This window comes from Parasphingorhabdus sp. DH2-15, from assembly GCF_051668705.1.
Taxonomy (GTDB): Bacteria; Pseudomonadota; Alphaproteobacteria; order Sphingomonadales; family Sphingomonadaceae; genus Alterisphingorhabdus.
Genome location: NZ_CP196351.1, coordinates 2,250,678 through 2,268,717 on the forward strand (window position 1 = coordinate 2,250,678; position 18,040 = coordinate 2,268,717).

Annotated in this window: 16 protein-coding genes; 8 read left to right on the forward strand and 8 right to left on the reverse strand. The window is 50.5% G+C overall.

From position 1 onward, the window contains the following. Positions 1-183: 183 nt before the first annotated feature. On the forward strand, positions 184-2,808 hold the full coding sequence (locus ACR9YC_RS10550) for a TonB-dependent receptor (protein ID WP_438727344.1): 2,625 nt from the start codon (positions 184-186) through the stop codon (positions 2,806-2,808). Positions 2,809-2,877: 69 nt separating this feature from the next. On the opposite strand, the gene ACR9YC_RS10555 is transcribed toward ACR9YC_RS10550, so the two are convergent. From ACR9YC_RS10555 to rplU, 3 genes are all read right to left on the reverse strand, one after another. Beyond that, positions 2,878-3,411: a GNAT family N-acetyltransferase gene (locus ACR9YC_RS10555; RefSeq protein WP_438727346.1), complete on the reverse strand. Its 534-nt coding sequence runs from the start codon at positions 3,409-3,411 to the stop codon at positions 2,878-2,880. 175 nt (positions 3,412-3,586) lie between these two features. Then, the gene (gene rpmA, locus ACR9YC_RS10560; RefSeq protein ID WP_438727349.1) at positions 3,587-3,856 is read right to left on the reverse strand and encodes a 50S ribosomal protein L27; all 270 of its coding nucleotides are present in this window, start codon (positions 3,854-3,856) and stop codon (positions 3,587-3,589) included. A 43-nt stretch (positions 3,857-3,899) separates the two neighbouring features. Continuing rightward, positions 3,900-4,385 carry a 50S ribosomal protein L21 gene (gene rplU, locus ACR9YC_RS10565; protein WP_438727351.1) on the reverse strand — a complete coding sequence of 162 codons (486 nt, stop codon included), beginning with the start codon at positions 4,383-4,385 and terminating at the stop codon, positions 3,900-3,902. Between the two features lie 297 nt (positions 4,386-4,682). Here rplU and ACR9YC_RS10570 point away from each other — a divergent pair, with 297 nt between their 5' ends. Next, entirely contained in the window at positions 4,683-5,201 is a 519-nt protein-coding gene (locus ACR9YC_RS10570; protein WP_438727354.1) for a hypothetical protein, read from the forward strand. A gap of 25 nt (positions 5,202-5,226) precedes the next feature. On the opposite strand, the gene ACR9YC_RS10575 is transcribed toward ACR9YC_RS10570, so the two are convergent. Both ACR9YC_RS10575 and ACR9YC_RS10580 read right to left on the reverse strand, forming a co-directional pair. After that, positions 5,227-5,736: a prolyl-tRNA synthetase associated domain-containing protein gene (locus ACR9YC_RS10575; protein ID WP_438727356.1), complete on the reverse strand. Its 510-nt coding sequence runs from the start codon at positions 5,734-5,736 to the stop codon at positions 5,227-5,229. Between the two features lie 28 nt (positions 5,737-5,764). Further along, on the reverse strand, positions 5,765-6,142 hold the full coding sequence (locus ACR9YC_RS10580; RefSeq protein WP_438727359.1) for a VOC family protein: 378 nt from the start codon (positions 6,140-6,142) through the stop codon (positions 5,765-5,767). A gap of 133 nt (positions 6,143-6,275) precedes the next feature. Between ACR9YC_RS10580 and ACR9YC_RS10585 the strand changes: the two genes are divergently transcribed. Beyond that, entirely contained in the window at positions 6,276-7,256 is a 981-nt protein-coding gene (locus ACR9YC_RS10585; protein ID WP_438727362.1) for an NAD(P)/FAD-dependent oxidoreductase, read from the forward strand. A 21-nt stretch (positions 7,257-7,277) separates the two neighbouring features. Here the strand turns inward: ACR9YC_RS10585 and ACR9YC_RS10590 are convergent, their stop codons facing one another. Beyond that, positions 7,278-8,105 (reverse strand): undecaprenyl-diphosphate phosphatase, encoded by an 828-nt coding sequence (locus ACR9YC_RS10590; protein WP_438727364.1) that lies wholly within the window; start codon positions 8,103-8,105, stop codon positions 7,278-7,280. Positions 8,106-8,437: 332 nt separating this feature from the next. On the opposite strand from ACR9YC_RS10590, the gene ACR9YC_RS10595 reads away from it, so the two are divergent. The 4 genes from ACR9YC_RS10595 (at position 8,438) to gltB (ending at position 16,052) form a co-directional block, all read left to right on the forward strand. Beyond that, a complete protein-coding gene (locus ACR9YC_RS10595) occupies positions 8,438-9,874 on the forward strand; it encodes an NAD(P)-dependent oxidoreductase (protein WP_438727366.1) in 1,437 nt (478 codons plus the stop codon). A gap of 6 nt (positions 9,875-9,880) precedes the next feature. Further along, positions 9,881-10,624 carry a hypothetical protein gene (locus ACR9YC_RS10600; protein WP_438727368.1) on the forward strand — a complete coding sequence of 248 codons (744 nt, stop codon included), beginning with the start codon at positions 9,881-9,883 and terminating at the stop codon, positions 10,622-10,624. Positions 10,625-10,635: 11 nt separating this feature from the next. Then, a complete protein-coding gene (locus ACR9YC_RS10605; protein ID WP_438727370.1) occupies positions 10,636-11,337 on the forward strand; it encodes a hypothetical protein in 702 nt (233 codons plus the stop codon). 167 nt (positions 11,338-11,504) lie between these two features. Next, positions 11,505-16,052, forward strand: a complete 4,548-nt coding sequence (gene gltB / locus ACR9YC_RS10610; RefSeq protein WP_438727372.1) for a glutamate synthase large subunit — start codon at positions 11,505-11,507, stop codon at positions 16,050-16,052. 75 nt (positions 16,053-16,127) lie between these two features. On the opposite strand, the gene ACR9YC_RS10615 is transcribed toward gltB, so the two are convergent. After that, positions 16,128-16,655 carry an outer membrane beta-barrel protein gene (locus ACR9YC_RS10615; RefSeq protein ID WP_438727374.1) on the reverse strand — a complete coding sequence of 176 codons (528 nt, stop codon included), beginning with the start codon at positions 16,653-16,655 and terminating at the stop codon, positions 16,128-16,130. A gap of 226 nt (positions 16,656-16,881) precedes the next feature. Between ACR9YC_RS10615 and ACR9YC_RS10620 the strand changes: the two genes are divergently transcribed. Further along, positions 16,882-17,553 carry a glutathione S-transferase family protein gene (locus ACR9YC_RS10620; RefSeq protein WP_438727376.1) on the forward strand — a complete coding sequence of 224 codons (672 nt, stop codon included), beginning with the start codon at positions 16,882-16,884 and terminating at the stop codon, positions 17,551-17,553. A 31-nt stretch (positions 17,554-17,584) separates the two neighbouring features. Here ACR9YC_RS10620 and ACR9YC_RS10625 read toward each other — a convergent pair whose 3' ends face one another. Then, positions 17,585-18,037, reverse strand: a complete 453-nt coding sequence (locus tag ACR9YC_RS10625) for a GNAT family N-acetyltransferase (RefSeq protein WP_438727379.1) — start codon at positions 18,035-18,037, stop codon at positions 17,585-17,587. Positions 18,038-18,040: the final 3 nt, after the last annotated feature.

Sequence of the window (18,040 nt, forward strand, 5' to 3'; positions counted from 1 at the left end):
TTTGCGGGGAATACAGCGTTGCAATTATATCACTTGTCTGAACAAAGACGGGCAAAACCAAACATTACAATTGTCGGAAAATTTTTCACAACTTAGACACTAGAGAGTTAAATCTAAGGTCGCATCAAAATATGCCAAACATACGGGCTACGCTATCCGTTAGGCATTTAGGAGAAGATATTTATGAGAATTGCAAACCACTTCACCAAGTCACTATTGGCTTCTTCAGTAGGCCTAGGTGCATTGTGCATGAGCGGAACCGCCTGGGCGCAGCAATCAACAGATACGGCTCCCCAAGCCCAAGATGATGCAGATGATGGTTTCGACGATAATTTCGACGATAATGTTATTATCGTGACTGCGTCCAAACGTGAAACAACATTGCAAGAGCTGCCGGTTTCCGTTTCTGTGACAAGTGGCGACACCATTGAGCAAGCCCAGATCCGCGACATTCTTGACTTGCAGACAGTTGCTCCATCACTGCGGGTTAGCCAGCTGCAAAGTTCTACCAACACCACATTCATTATTCGTGGCTTTGGTAACGGCGCAAACAATATCGGCGTTGAACCATCTGTCGGTGTTTTCATCGATGGCGTATTCCGTTCACGCTCCGCTGGTCAAATTGGTGACCTTGCCAATGTTGCCCGCGTTGAGGTTCTGCGTGGTCCACAATCGACATTGTTCGGCAAAAACGCCTCTGCTGGTGTTATCAGTGTTGTTACACGTGAGCCTCAATTTGAGTTTGGTGGCAGCGTTGAAGCAACCTATGGTAACTTCAACCAAGTGGTTTTGAAGGCCGATATTACTGGCCCAATCACTGACACTTTGGCATTTTCTGTTGATGGCGGTTATAACCGTCGTGATGGTTTCTTCGACATTGTAAACCTTGATGAAGAAATCAATGATCGTGACCGTTTTAACGCACGTGGCCAATTGCTGTTTGAACCAAATGATGATTTGAAATTCCGCTTTATCGCTGACTATTCACGTCTTGATGAAGTTTGCTGCTTTGCTGGTAACCTTGTTGCAGGCCCAACAGTCCCTGCACTTGCAGCCGTAAACGGCGGCCAACCTGCTTTGGATGCGGAGAATCTGTTTGCCGGCAATGCCTTTAGCAATATCGTTCCAGAGAACGTTGTTGAGAGCTATGGCGCATCATTGCAGAGTGATTGGTCAACTGGCGCAATTAACGTCACCTCGATTACCTCCTATCGTCGTCTTGAGGCTTTTGAGCAGAACGATATTGACTTCTCTGCTGCAGATGTCGCTAATGAAATTGCCGATCAGACAATTGAAACATTCACCTCTGAGCTTCGGATCGCATCCGACTTTGACGGTCCTTTCAACTTCCTGCTGGGTGGTTTCTATTTCGATGAAGATATTAGCGAAACCAGTCAAATTACCACGGGCGAAGATATTCGGACATTCTTCGAATTGCTCACACCGACTGGTCCTGGCACATTTGGCGGTGTTGAAGCGGCCCTTGGTCTAACCCCTGGCAGCATCTTTACTGGTGGATTGACAGACGAAGCCTTCTCTTTGAACAACAGATCTTTCTCCATCTTTGGTACTGTTGATTTTGAAGTCACCGATCGCCTTACCTTAAGCGCTGGTTTCAACTATACTGATGATGAAAAAGACTTTGCCATCAACATTACGGCTTTGGACTCACTGGCCAATATCAATTTGGTGGATGCGGTCATTGTTGGTCAGTTGATCCCATTTTTGGGGGCAGATGCAACCAACCCAGCGGCTATCGCAGCATTCGCAGCTGATCCGGCAACGGCTCCTATCTTTGGCGCCATCTCCGCAGCAGCAACCGATCCGACGCAAAACCCACTGCTTGGCTTGCAACCATTCCAGTTCCAGCCACCATTTGTAAATGTGCCAAACTCTGTTGAGAATGCACGCACAAGTGATACAGACCTGTCATATACGCTTCGTGCCAGCTATGAAGTAACGGACAATATTAACGTCTATGTGACCTATGCAACTGGTTTCAAAGCATCATCAATCAACCTGTCGCGGGACTCACGGCCTACTGCGGCTGACTTCACACCGGGGCCATTTGGCAGCACCATCTTGGCGCCGCCTTCCAATATTTTGAATGCTGGTTTGGCTGTTCCCAACCTTGGCACTGGTGGCCGGATTGCTGGTCCAGAAGATGCTGAAGTCTATGAAGCTGGTCTAAAAGCCCAGTTTGATCGTGTTGGCTTTAACGTCGCTGTTTTCGAGCAGATTCTTGACGGCTTCCAAAGCAACATCTTCACCGGAACAGGCTTTGCCCTTAACAATGCGGGCGAACAAACAACATTTGGTATCGAGTTTGACACCACCGTCAATCCGGTTGATCCATTGGTGCTGACATTGGCGCTGACATATCTGGACGCCAATTTTGACAGCTTTGTAGGCTCTCCGGTTGGTGACTTGAGCGGCGAGCAAGTAGGCGGCGTGTCGCCTATCTCACTGGCAACTTCTGCAACCTACACGCATGAATTTGGCAGCGGCGCACAGCTCATTGGCCGTGTTGACTATAGCTATGAAAGCAATGTTGCCATTAACAATGGTTTGCCGACCTTCAACGCAGCACTGGGCAACACACAGCTGTTCCGTCGTGAAGTTAATCTGGTCAACGGTGCCATTACTTTGCGTCTAGAAAATGGCCTAGAATTCAGTGCATTTGCCCGCAACCTGCTTGATGAGCGTTTCATTACCACTGTCTTTGATGGTGTGGCGCAGGCAGGAACAGTGTCTGGTTATCCGAACGCACCGCGTACATATGGCGGTACCATCCGGTTCAAATTCTAATTGCTGGATTATTGATAAAGAAAAGGGGGTCATTTCTGGCCCCCTTTTTTGTCTTATATACTATAGTGCTCAGGCGGCTCGAAGGTTGAGATGCCGATCCAATGTCATAGAATAGTTTATAGATTGGGATGCATCGCCCCGGCCTGCACTATAGCGCATCTCTGCGCCCTGTTTTTGAAAGCCAAGCTTTTCTATGACCCTGCCAGAGGCCGGATTATCAGCGAAGTGACTGCACAATAGCTGCGTATGTCCAATTATCGCAGCAATCTCAATAACTGCCCTAGCAGCCTCTGTGGCGAAACCTTGCCCCCAATATTCACGCGCGATCCAGTAACCCAGTTCAGCTTTGCCCTCAAACTCACCCAAGCCGCAGCTTCCAATAAGCCGCGATCCATCTTGGCTTGGCAATGTTAAGAAAAAACTGGGGTACATCGGGTCTTGTGGCCGCGATGCGAATTCACGCGCTGACTCTGGCGTATAAGGCCATGGAGCAGAGGCCAGATTGCAAACTATGCCCTCATCATTGATGACACGAAATAGCTCAACCCAATCTTCGGGCCAGCCAGGTCTTAATAATAATCTTGCTGTACGGGTGAACATCATACATTCCATTCCTGCACTGACATGCGTGCCCTGAGCCTAAAAGGTGACATCAGCAGGTCAATATTATGACAGGAAAAGAAAAAGGGAGCTGGGGTGACCCGCTCCCTGTCTTTGGTTTGCTTAAAAAGCTAGCCCGGGTCATCCCTTGATGGATGACCCTATTGGAATCATCCGATTATTCGGCGGCTTCCGCCATCACGTCCACTGACACATATTTTCGCGCCAGCTTGCCCGCGTGGAAGCGTACTCGGCCACCAGTCAGAGCAAAAAGGGTGTGATCTTTACCCATACCAACATTCGCACCCGGATACACTTTCGTGCCGCGCTGGCGAATAATGATGTTGCCGCCTACTACAGCTTCACCACCAAATTTCTTTACGCCCAGACGGCGGCCAGCTGAATCACGACCATTACGTGACGAACCGCCTGCTTTCTTATGTGCCATCTCAATCGCTCCTTAAATGCCCATTACGGCATCAATATTCTGTTTAGTCTTCAATCTTTTTTGCTGCAGCTTTTTTAGCTGGTGCTTTTTTAGCAGGCGCCTTTTTCGCAGCTGGCTTTGCTGCTGCTTTAGCTGCAGGCTTTTTGGCCGGTGCCGGTTTCTCAGCCGCTGCTTCAGCTTTTTCAGCTTCAGGCTTTTTGGCCGCTGCTTTTTTCGGAGCAGCTTTCTTTTCAGCGCCAATACCCGTAATTTTCAAAACGGTCTGATATTGGCGGTGGCCTTGCTTACGGCGATAATTATGACGACGACGCTTTTTGAAAACGACGATCTTTTCACCGCGATCTTGCGCAATAATTTCGGCAGAAACGGTGAGGCCTTTGGTATCTTTTACATCACCGCCATCACCAGCAAGCAGGACATCGTCCAGCGTAATGGTGTCACCAGCTTCTCCAGCCAGTTTTTCGACCGCAATTTTGTCTCCGGCTGCAACGCGATACTGTTTGCCGCCTGTGCGCACGATAGCGAACATGGGATCTCTCATCTTGTCTAATCAGTTAACCGGCGCGCAGCCTGAAGGCCGCAAAGCAAATGCCCTGCCGGATGAACGTGGTCCGTTAAGCCAAACCAGCTAGGCTGTCAACCATGCTGTGCCTGATTAGCAAGAATTTTAGGGCTTATGAACGCTGTATTTGGCATCGTAGCTTTGCCTGCAAACTGGGCATTGTTGCTACAATATCTATAGTGTATCGCCAACAACATGATACGTCTCTTTCCATCTAATAATTGGTCAGAAGCCGCACAATCGCGCCTTCTTCCATGCTTCACTATGACAATGGCAATGGTGTTGCTTACTGGCTGCGCCGCGCAAACAGGCGACTTTCCGACCATTGCCAAGCGCCCGATTGAAAGCCTGCCGGTTGATGATCAACCGGATATGGAGCGGATAGCCGCGCGCAATGCGGTGCCAAATGTAGCGCTCGATTCACAGACACGCACCATCATCGCGAATCAGGTTGAACTGTCTCGGCAATCCAGCAAGGCTTTTGAGCAGGCTTTGCCCAATGCAAGAACCAGCGTTGCCGCCACAGGCCCTGCTGCAAAAGGCAGCGAATCATGGGCCAAGGCGCAAACCCGATTGTCCGAGCTTATCGTGCTGCGCAACAGGACTGCTGCAACCCTCGTCATTATTGACACAATGATTATTGATGCGCAGCGTAATGCGATGGCGGAAGACCTGATGGTTGATCTATCACCGATGTTCGCAGCGCAAAAAGAGATTTCAGCCATGGTCGATGCACAAGATGGTGAGCTGACTGCTCTTAATCAGCAACTGGGCGGCAATTAACTATTGAGCCAGCCCAATTCCAAATTCAGCCATTTTCGGCTTTTGCTGGAACGGGAATGATAAGCGGTGAATGTCCCCAATGCGCCAAGATTCGCACCAGAGCCAGTCCTGAAAGGCTGATCGTTGCAGTATTGCGCAATGGGTGAATATTGACCCTTGGCTGCGCTGTCAGAATTTCATCCAGCACCACTTGCACCTTGCCGCCACTGTCATTCATCGCCGCGAGCGGTGTCACAGAACCGGGTGTCACACCCAATAATGCCTTCATTTCCTCTGCGCTGGCAAAGCTAAACCGTTTTGCCATCATGATTTTGCGCAGACCATTAAGGTCAACGCGCTTATGCGCAGGCACTGTGACCAGAGAGAAGATGCCATCTGCATCTTTTAAGAAAAGGTTCTTGGTCGCCACTCCCGCGATGTTTTTCTCAATCTGGCTGCTTTCTAGCACCGTAAAAACCGCTGGGTGATCGACCTGTTCAAATCTGATACCCAACGAATCCAAATCATTATGGAGGCGTGTTTCCTGATCGCTCAACACACGCCCCCTAGTATAATGTGGCTAGTTACATTCTGTGCAGTGCACATAGCTTATTGCCGTCCGGGTCGCGCAAATAGGCCAGATACATTTTCATGCCATTGCCTTCACGAACACCTGGTGGGTCTTCAATGGCTGTGCCACCCGCTTCCACGCCCGCTGCATGCCATGCGTCCGCTTCTTCCGGATTGGCCATTGCAAAGCCCACAGTCATGCCATTGCCACAACTGGCAGGCTCACCATCAATAGGGGGTGTGACAAGGAAAAGGCCGTCATTGTGCATATAAATCAACCGGCCCTTGGGGTCGATGATACCCGGATTGCCGCCAATAGCGCCAAAGGTCGCATCGTAAAAAGTCTTGGACCGTTCAATATCGTCACTGCCGACCATCATATGGCTATACATTTTCGCTCTCCTGATTGTTTATCGATATATTGGTTATTGCCATTTGTGCCAGATGTGCAAGCGATGATTATGGTCTTGTTTTTCCCGCCCTGCATAAACATCTCACAGGCTATCCAAAAACAGGAAGCCAGTCATGCCCGCATCACCCACACCTCAAACAATAGCCATTATTGGTGCCGGCATGTCTGGGCTGGCCGCTGCCAATGCCTTGGTTGCCGCTGGGCATAAAGTGGAGCTGTTTGATAAAGGCCGTGGCCCCGGTGGGCGCATGTCCACGCGCCGCATGACAGATGACAATGGCACGGAACGTCATTTCGACCATGGCGCGCAATATTTTACTGCGCGCGACCCCCGTTTTGTCAAACAAAGTGAAGAATGGGCGGCCCAAACTATTATCGCGCCTTGGCCAAAGGCAGGCGCAGATGCCTGGGTCGGTGTTCCGGGAATGAACGCACCGATAAGAGCCATGGCCAATGTGCATGATGTGCATTGGGCGAAACGCATTGCCAGCATTGCCCGCCATGATGATGGCTGGATGATGACCACTGAAAAAGGCAGGAAACACGGCCCCTTTGCCATAGTCATTATTGCCGTACCCGCCGAACAAGTCGCGCCATTGGTTGCAGAGCATAATAACAATTTTGCTGACAAGGCTTGCGATATCAAATCGGCACCATGTTGGACCATCATGCTGGGGTTTGAAGCTGCTCTGGACACTGATGTACAAACAATTCGGGACCATGGGCCAATAGGCTGGGCCGCACGCAACAATGCAAAGCCTGGCAGACAGGACACAGAAAATTGGGTTATTCAGGCCAATCCCAAATGGTCTCAGCAACATTTGGAAGAGGATAAAGAGGTGATTGCAGGGATGATGCGCGAAGCCTTTACCTCGGCTATAGGATTGTCAAAATTGCCAGACCCGATCATCGCAGCTGCGCATCGCTGGCGCTATGCCATGGTGCCGCAGATCGAACGGAGTGATACGCCCTTTTTATGGGATAATGATCAGCAGCTTGGCCTTTGCGGGGATTGGTTATCCGGCCCACGCATTGAAAATGCATGGCTATCTGGTCACTTGCTTGGTCAGGCTATTGGTGAAAACATTGGCTGAGACAATAGCTAAGCCAGCATCTTAACCGCTTACAGCAGAAGCTATGGTGCCCATATTGAGCAGCACCAAAAGCAATATGCCCATAGCCACACGGTAAATCACAAACACCATCATTGATGCACGTTTCAGAAACTGCATCAAAAACGCCATTGTTGCCAATGCCGCCACAAAGGTTAGCGCGCCGACAATAAGTGCCTCCACGACCAGTTCGCTGCCCGCTTCAAAAAGATCAGGCACGATAAGCACGCCAGCGCCAGCAACTGCCGGTATGGACAAGAGGAATGAAAAGCGCGCCGCTTCGACCCGGCCAAAACCCAAGAACCGCGCCGCCGTCATGGTGACGCCTGAACGGCTGGTGCCCGGAATAAGCGCTAATGCCTGTGACAGGCCAACAATGATGCCATCGCGCAGTGTCATATCTTCATAGCTGCGGTCAGAGCGGCCATAACGATCTGCAATGCCTAGCAATATGCCATAAACGATCAAATTGACGGCAATCAGCTCTGCAAAGCGCAGGCCTTCCAGATAGCCACCCAATTTAAGAAAAAGCCCAAAAATAACTGCTGGAATTGTGCCGATAACAATCCACCAGAACAGTCTGCGCTCTTCCGGTGCCTTGCCTATACCAATAGTCGCCAACCCGCCTTTGGCCAGCCCCATGGCATCACGGAAGAAATAGGTGATAATAGCCAGCAATGACCCAATATGGGCAGCAACATCTATCAACGGCCCCTGATCGCCAAAGCTGGTGGCATATTGGATGAGGATAAGATGCCCGGAGGACGATATGGGCAGAAACTCGCTAATCCCCTGAACGATGGCGATAATCAGCATTTGCAAAAACGACATTGGGTACTTTTCCAGCTATTGGGGTAAATTCTATCAATACCCTGCATCTCATAATGATGGGTTACGACATTGTCGCTATTTTTTGTATCAGACGATAGATATGACACATATAAGTACAAATCGGCCTTAATAATTTATAAAAATCTCTTTACTTACTCATGCCGCGTTTAATCTCTAAATTATAGGTAAGTATAGCTGTCCTATATAATGTTTTTCGCGTGACAAAAGCCGAATCTTGGCTTATCAGGCCTTGCAAGGACAGCAGTGCAGATACAATCCTGCGTCATGGCTGAATGTTCTGCACCCAATATTAATGCAATCGGGAAGTGATTATGGGCGATGAAACGCCAGAAAAAATGCTGCAATTTGTTGATCGTGACCAGCAATACCCTGTCAAACGGGATGCCAAGGTGCGTGCGCTCGATTTTGAAGAAATTTCCGATCTTTATGCAAAGCGGGTTGCAAAGGAGCAATCCGCACGATGTTCCCAATGCGGTGTGCCTTATTGTTCAAACCATTGTCCTTTAGGCAACCATATTCCCGATTGGCTGAAACTCACCGCGGAAGGCCGCTTACGCGAAGCTTATGAGCTGTCAAACGCAACATCTACCATGCCCGAAATCTGCGGGCGCATCTGCCCGCAAGACCGGCTTTGCGAGGGCAATTGCGTCATTGAATTTTCCGGCCATGATGCTGTCACTATCGGGTCGGTTGAGAAATATATTACCGACACTGCATGGGATAATGGCTGGGTAGAGCCCGTTACCGTCGGCCCCGCACGCGGGCAATCTATTGGTGTTATCGGCGCTGGTCCGGCAGGTCTGGCTACGGCCGAATATATGCGCATGGGCGGCTATGATGTGCATGTCTATGATCGTTATGATCGCGCGGGCGGGCTTTTGACCTATGGCATCCCCGGTTTTAAGCTGGAAAAGCCAGTGGTCATGCGGCGTATCGAACGGTTGATGGAGGCCGGCATCGTCTTTCATCAGGGGTTTGACGTTGGCCGCGATGCCACGCTGGATCAATTGCGCGCCAAGCATGATGCTCTGCTGGTTGCAACAGGCGTTTATAAAGCGCGCGACCTCACCGTCCCTGGTACTGATCTTGCCGGTGTTCACCCTGCCCTTGATTATCTGACATCATCCAATCGGCGCGGTTTCGGTGATGATCTTCAGCAATTTGATTGTGGTGATCTGTCCGCAAAGGACAAGAATGTCATCGTTATAGGCGGCGGTGATACCGCCATGGACTGTGTACGCACAGCCATTCGCCAAGGTGCAAAATCGGTAAAATGCCTGTACCGCCGTGACCGCGACAATATGCCCGGCTCTCAGCGTGAAGTACAAAATGCAGAAGAAGAAGGCGTTGAATTTGTCTGGCTGTCTGCCCCTTTGGCTGTACATGGAAGCGACAAAGTAGAGAGCGTCGAAGTTCAGCAAATGCGGCTAGGCGCCCCTGACTATTCAGGACGTCGTTCGCCGGAACCTGTCACCGGTGCAACCACCAATATGCCAGCCGACCTAGTCATCGGCGCTTTGGGCTTTGAGCCAGATGCCCTGCCCCAAATGTTTGATGCACCGGAGCTGACAGTGACGCGTTGGGGCACTTTGCTGGTCGACCACAAGACGATGATGACCAGTCTTGATGGCGTTTTTGCAGCAGGCGATATTGTACGCGGCGCCTCTTTGGTGGTGTGGGCTATTCGTGATGGCCGCGATGTGGCAGAACATATGCACACATATCTAAAAGCTGCTGCACGAAAGTAACCGATTATGACCAAAAAACGCTTCATCCTCGCTCTGGCCTTGCTTGCCACACAGCCTGCTTTTGCCGGAATACATGCTGATGGCCCGCTTATCCAGTCAAGCGAGGAGGATGCGCTGTACAAAGCGGCCTATGAGATGGCCATTCTGCAACAGGGCGATGCGAATTTTAGCGATGAGTTGCTGGCCAGCATGTCCAGTCAAATCTATATTGCTTATAGCGAAATCCCTGAATTTGCGGAATTGGAAGAAGCTTCACCGGGATTTCTTGATGCGCTGGTTACTGCAGTAATGCCGGTAATCGTCAAACAAACAACAGATTCATACCCTGCCCTTTATGACAATCTGGCAAAATTTTATGCCAAAAACCTTGAACTGGAAGACATTGAAAATGCCACGCGGTTTTTCGCTACGGATAGCTATCGCGTTATCCGCGAGAGTACAGAAAACAACCTAGACATGTCATCTATTCTCTCTGGCGTTGCCGAAGACCCGGACGGCAATATATCATCCGAGGATTTGGAGAAGCTGGTTGAAAATTCGGTCGCGCAATCTGTCGGCGGTTGGGACAAGCAGGTCAGAACAGACCTATTGAAATTTGCATTCACGCCGACTGGTCGAAAAATGACAAGCCTTCGCGAGCAACGCAATCAGATTGAGGCCGATTGGGCGAATGAAAGTACGCCTGAAGAAGACCGCGAATTGGAAGAGATTATTGAAAATATCATCCTGAAATTCGCTGAAGCAGAATGAGGAGTCTGAATATGCGTAAATTGGTTATGGTTTCAGCATTGGCGCTTTGTGCAGCCATGCCTGCCAATGCCGTTGCTGGCCCTTTAGGCACGCCCGATATTGCAACTGAGGCACAGAATAAAGAAGCATTGGCTTTGGCCGCGTTAATGCTCAATGCTGAAACTGTAGATACCTCTCTGCGAGAGGGTTTTGAAAAAGAATTTCGCGCTGCCTTATTCGCAAACCCTGCATCGGCACCAATATTTAAAGACCATCCTAAATTGGTCGATAATCTTATTTCCACCTTAAAACCGGTTTTGCGGGATTTCATGGTCGCCGATCTGCCCAATGTGCAATCGCAACTGGCGTCGATATTGGCAGACGAAATGACGAACAAACAAATCTCTGTCGCAGTCACCTTTCTGAACTCGCCTATCGGGCAAGAGGCTTTTAAATCCGGCGTTGCTGCTGGTGCAAAATTGGGAGCGGACAGCGCAGAAACTGATAAGCTGATTGACGAAATCGCCAATAATTTAACGGAAAAAGCCTCGCCTGAGGATCAAGCGCTGACGGCGACCTTTGTATTGTCAGGCGCAGCTGACAAATTGGGCTCCTTGACACCGGAAATTGCCAAACTAACGGAACAATGGGGCAAAAAGGTCAGCGATGACAATTCAGATGTGATTATCGCAAAAACAACTGAGGTTTTTACGCAATATTTTGCGGAGGAATAAGATGTCCAAACGCCTTATAAAACTATGCACATGTTCATAGCGCCAATATTGATGGTCTTATCCATCGGGCTAACCGGACCGACATATGCCCAACGAGACGGGGTGGCAGTAGATGCAGATGTTGAGGCAGACAGCGAACAAACACCAGAAGAAGAGTATTAAAAGCAATGCAATTTGCAACTCCTGAACATGAACGCATTGCCCGTGAAGGCATGTACCGCCCTGAATTTGAATCAGATGCCTGCGGTGTGGGTCTGGTTGCTTCTACCAATGGGCAGGCTTCACGCCGCGTGGTTGCATCGGCCATTGATGCGCTAAAAGCGGTTTGGCATCGCGGTGCGGTTGATGCTGATGGCAAGACAGGCGATGGCGCAGGATTGCTGGTGGAATTGCCCGTCCGGTTTTTTGACGATGCCATAGCGGCATCAGGGCATCAGGTTCTGCAAAATATATTGGCCGTGGGTATGATATTCCTGCCGCGCACTGATTTGAATGCTCAAGAAACGTGCCGCACTCTGGTCGAAGCTGAAATCATTGATGCCGGTTTTACCATTTATGGTTGGCGTCAGGTGCCGGTTGATACATCGGTTATCGGCCCAAAGGCGAACAACACACGGCCTGAAATTGAACAGATTATGATCGCTGGCCCGGAATTTGGCGATGATGGCCCTGATGATGCCGCCAAAGCAGAATTCGAAAAGCGTCTTTATCTCGTCCGCCGCCGGATTGAAAAGCGCGTTATCGCTGCGCAGATTAAAGACTTTTATCTTTGCAGCCTGTCCTGCCGCAATATTGTCTATAAAGGCCTGTTCCTCGCGGAAAGTCTGGCCGTATTCTATCCTGACCTGAATGATGAGCGTTTCGTCAGCCGTCTGGCGATCTTCCATCAGCGTTATTCCACCAACACCTTTCCGCAATGGTGGCTGGCCCAGCCTTTTCGTTCGCTCGCGCATAATGGTGAAGTGAACACGATCAGAGGCAATAAAAACTGGATGAAAAGCCATGAAATTAAAATGGCCAGCCTGGCTTTTGGCGATGAATCCGAAGACATAAAGCCGGTTATTCCTGCCGATGCTTCTGATACAGCGGCACTGGACGCAGTGTTTGAAACTATCTGCCGTGCAGGACGCGACGCGCCGACGGCCAAATTGATGCTGGTGCCGGAAGCATGGCAGCATGACGCCGATATGCCCGAAAGACGCCATGCCATGTACCAATATATGGCGAGCGTGATGGAACCATGGGATGGCCCAGCGGCCTTGGCAATGACAGATGGCGATTGGGCCGTTGCTGGTGTTGACCGCAATGCTCTGCGTCCGCTGCGCTATACCCGCACACGCGATGATTTGCTGGTTATCGGTTCAGAAACCGGCATGGTGGCGATTGATGAGCTGGATGTCATTGAAAAGGGTGCGCTTGGCCCGGGTGAAATGATCGCCGTGACGCTGAGCGATGGCATGTTGTACAAGGATGACGCCATTAAAAACCGCATTGCTTCGGAACAGCCCTATGAAAATCTGGTCAAACAGTTTTTGACGCTCAATGACCTGCCAGCCGACAAGACTGCCCAGCCATCGGCATGGAACCGCGCTGAGCTAACAGCGCGTCAGGTTGCCGCTGGTCTGACATTGGAAGATATGGAGCTGATATTGGCACCAATGGCCGAAGGCGGCAAAGAAGCCATTGGCTCCATGGGCGACGATACACCTTTATCGGTTATCAGTGATAAGCCGCGCCCTATCAGCCAGTTTTTCCGGCAAAACTTTAGTCAGGTTACTAACCCGCCTATCGACAGCTTGCGTGAACGTCATGTGATGAGCCTGAAAACCCGCTTTTCCAATCTGGCAAATATTTTGGAAGAAGATAGCCAGAATGAAAATGTACTGGTGCTCGACACACCCGTTTTGTCCAATGATGACTGGTATCGGTTAAGAGCCAGCTTTGGCAAAAAAGCTGCAAATATCGATTGTACTTATAAAATAGATGATATTGCGCAGACCAAGAAAAATGGTTTCGCGTTGCGTACCGCGATAGCCCGCTTAAGGGTTGAGGCTGAAGAAGCCGTCCGGTCCGGCAAGACGGAAATTTTCCTGACTGACGAAACCATAAGTGCAGACAATGTCGGCGTGAGCATGATATTGGCGGTAGCCGGTGTTCATACCCATTTGGTCCGTCAGGGGCTGCGTTCCTTTGCCTCTATCAATGTGCGTTCGGCCGAAGCCATGACAACGCATGATTTCGCCGTATTGATCGGCGTTGGGGCGACAACCGTGAATGCCTATTTGGCTGAAGCGGCAATCGTTGACCGACATAATCGCGATTTGTGTCTAGGGCTCACCTTGACTGAAGCTATTGCCAATTACCGCGATGCGATAAGCGAAGGCTTGCGCAAGATCATGGCCAAAATGGGGATATCCGTCATTTCCAGCTATCGCGGCGGTTATAATTTTGAAAGCGTCGGCCTGAGCCGCGGACTGGTGAATGACCTGTTCCCTGGTATGCCGTCCAAAATCTCTGGTGAAGGCTATGCCTCGCTCCAGTTAAATGCGCAGATACGCCACGAAGCGGCCTATGATACGCTGGTTGCACGCTTGCCCATTGGTGGTTTTTATCGCCAGCGTGAAGGCGGCGAAACGCATGGCTATTCTGCTGATATGATGCATATGCTACAAAGCGCTGTCGCCAATGACAGCTATTCCACCTATCGCCGCTTTGCCAAAGCGCTTGACGACCAGCCGCCGATGGCGCTGCGCGATTTGATGGAGTTCACGAATGTGCGCGAGCCAGTGGCGCTGGACGAGGTTGAAGCGATCACCGAAATTCGCAAACGGTTTATTACCCCCGGCATGTCGCTAGGCGCGTTGTCGCCAGAGGCTCATGAAACGCTAGCCATTGCCATGAACCGGATCGGCGCGAAAGCCGTATCGGGTGAAGGCGGCGAGTCCAAGGAACGCTATCAGCCCTATAGTAATGGCGATAATGGCAATAGCGCGATTAAACAGGTCGCATCGGGCCGCTTCGGTGTTACCGCTGAATATCTCGGCGCCTGTGAAGAGATAGAGATTAAGGTCGCACAGGGTGCAAAGCCAGGTGAAGGCGGGCAGCTACCGGGCTTTAAGGTAAGTGAGTTTATTGCAAAATTGCGCCACTCAACCCCGGGTGTGACACTTATCAGCCCGCCACCGCACCACGACATCTATTCCATTGAAGATCTGGCACAGCTGATTTACGATCTGAAACAGATCAACCCACGCGCACGGGTGTGTGTGAAGCTGGTGGCGTCCGCCGGTATTGGTACCATTGCTGCTGGCGTAGCAAAAGCCCATGCCGATGTCATTCTGGTCTCTGGCCATAATGGCGGCACAGGTGCATCACCGCAAACCAGCATCAAGCACGCTGGAACGCCATGGGAAATGGGCCTGTCTGAGGTCAACCAAGTGCTGACACTCAACAATTTGCGCCATCGCATTCGGTTGCGGACAGATGGTGGCCTGAAAACCGGCCGCGATATCGTGATCGCTGCGATTTTGGGCGCTGAAGAATATGGCATCGGCACATTAAGCCTTGTCGCCATGGGCTGCATCATGGTCCGCCAGTGTCACAGCAATACCTGTCCTGTTGGTGTGTGTGTGCAGGACGAACGGCTGCGTGAGAAATTCACTGGAACGCCGGAGAAGGTCATCAATTTGATGACCTTCATCGCAGAAGATGTCCGCGCCATATTGGCCAAGCTGGGTTATCGCTCTCTGGATGAGATTATTGGACGCACCGAATTGCTACGCCAAGTCAGCCGTGGTGCAGAGCATCTTGACGATCTGGACCTTAATCCGATCTTGGCCAAAGTTGACGCACCAGATGACGCGCGCCGCTTCAATGTACCGGGTGATCGCAACCCTGTTCCGGACAGTCTGGATGCACAGATGTTGCGTGACGCAGCGCCAGTGTTTGAGCGCCGCGAAAAGATGCAAATGGCCTATAATGTCAGCAACACGCACCGCGCAGTTGGCACGCGCCTTTCTGCTGAGATTACAGAGCGTTTTGGTATGCGGTCCTTGTCACATGGCTATGTCCATGTCAGGTTGCGGGGCAGTGCTGGCCAATCTTTAGGCGCGTTTTTGTGCCAAGGGATACGGCTCGAAGTCTTTGGTGACGCCAATGATTATGTCGGCAAAGGATTGTCAGGCGGTATAATCTCAGTTCGCCCTACTGTCAGCTCATCATTGGTGAGCCAAGATAATGTCATCATCGGCAACACCGTATTATATGGCGCGACATCGGGCTATCTTTTCGCGGCTGGCCGCGCAGGGGAACGCTTTGCCGTTCGCAATAGCGGCGCACAAGTTGTCGTCGAAGGCATTGGTGCCAATGGCTGCGAATATATGACGGGCGGCGTTGCGGTTATCTTGGGCAAAACCGGAAGCAATTTCGGCGCGGGCATGACCGGCGGCATGGCCTATGTGCTTGACCTGAAAGACGAGTTTGAAAAACGGGCCAATCCTGAATCCATCACATGGCAACGCTTGGACAGTGCGCATTGGGAAACCCAGCTGCGCGAACTGATTGAACAACATGTACAGATGACCGCGAGCAAATGGGGTCAGGAAATTCTGGATGGATGGGACAATTACCGCACCAAATTCTGGCAAATTTGCCCGAAAGAAATGGTGGACCGTTTGCCAGTGCCGTTAAGCGAAACCGCTATTGCTGCGGAATAGTCGGTTTTACTAAAACCAGACACATAAAACCCCTCTGCTGATAGGCAGAGGGGTTGTTATCATTTGCACATATAATCAGAAATTATATTGTACGCCTACAGTCGCTCGTACAGTGTCAAAGCCGATTGTGTCGACGACAAGACGAAGGCCGATATTGTTGCCTGTGCTGATCTGCCCACCAACACCAACAAGATAATCACCATCGCTATCGTCCAGACCGGCCGGAACGCCTCCGCCAACGATATTTCCCAAGTCAAAGTCTACTTCCTGATAACCACCACGAAGGAAAACCTGACCATTATTGCCTACCCGTGTGCCGAGTTTGGCGGCGATGCCATATTCGCTATCAATATCGCTCGTGCCGAAATGGTAATTGCCTTCAAGGCCGATAATAATCGTCTCACCAACAGGCACATCAACACCAGCATAGCCGCCCAAGATGATGCCATCTACGGTACCGACAATTGGAAGATCGCCAACATCGTGATAGCCAGCACTGGCACCGACATAAAATTCGGCTTGTGCATCATTGCTCTGCGCCATTGCGGGGGATGCCGCAGTGGCAACGCCGATTGCCAAAATTGAAATAATAGTCTTTTTCATATCAACTCCTAATTGAACACCCCTGTTCGGAAAGTAACATATTGTTACATATTTGAATTACAAGTGAACACCTTCACAAAATAATCTTCCGCTGCTGATCGTCTATGTCTTCACTGGTGCGATCAGTCTGGTGGCGCGCAGTGAAGGGTTATTTGTCCACCACATATCGCCAGATTTCATCATAATGGCTGTAGACGATTCTCTCTGACTGCTGCAAAAGAGTGGCATGTGGCAACTTTACCAATTCCCTCTCTGTCCCTTTTCACGCAAGGTGCGGTTGCTGATGAGTGAGAAGAGCATTGGCTATGAACTTGTGGCCGAGCATCCATGGGAAATGCGTGACGATTTTCTTGATCTCAACCCTGCTGGCCGCACGCCAGTGCTTGCCAATACAGAACGCAAGCTGGTCCTGAAAGACAGCCGCGCAATTTGTGAATATCTGGAAGAAACCGAAGACCGCAATCCTTTATTGGGTGGAACCGCCATATATCGCGCCGAAATACGCCGTCTGGTCGCATTGTTCGAAGAACATTTCTATGGTGATGTGGTGGCGCCGCTGCTTCATGAGCGAATGAAGAAGCGCTTGGTAACACGTGAGTCGCCCAATGCGAGTATCCTGCGTGAGGCTATGCGCCGTGCCAACACCCATCTCGATTATCTGGACTATCTGGTCGATAGTCGTTCATGGATTGCTGGCTCTACTTTGAGTATGGCCGACCTTGCCGCTGCTGCACAAATTTCTGTTGCAGATTATCTTGGCGGGATAGATTGGGCTGGCCATAGTCAGGCACATACATGGTATAGTGTGCTCAAATCGCGGCCATCATTCCGACCATTATTGGCTGACCGTATGGGCGGCATTAATCCGCCCAAACATTATCCGGATGTGGATTTTTGACGCAGCACTCGGTTAACTAACTACTATGGGGCTATGCTGACTTCTCCATGGTAACTTTGTCCATGCCGGGAGCATAGCCATCAGCTTCAAACCGTGTGCGGCGAAAACCCATATGTTCAAAAAACGGTGCAATTTGCGGCGTGGTATTAAGCTGGATGGATTGCACATTGTCCAATGCACTTATACGTTCCAGCCGAACCTCTGTTAAAAGCCGACCCAGCCCTGATTTATGCTGGCTTCTGTCTACCATTCCCCATGTGAAGCTCATGGTGGTTCCATCATCTTCACGCGCAAAACCGCCACAGCCTACAATCACGCCTTGCTGCTCAAGCACCAGATAAGGGCCACGCGGACCATCCAGAAAACTCTCAAACAAAGGACGTTCTGAAGGGTCAAAATAAGGCGGTGTATTGCCATCAAAAATTGCCAGACATGATGGCTTATCAGCCGGTGTATAATCGCGTGCTATTGGTTTAGATGTCATGAC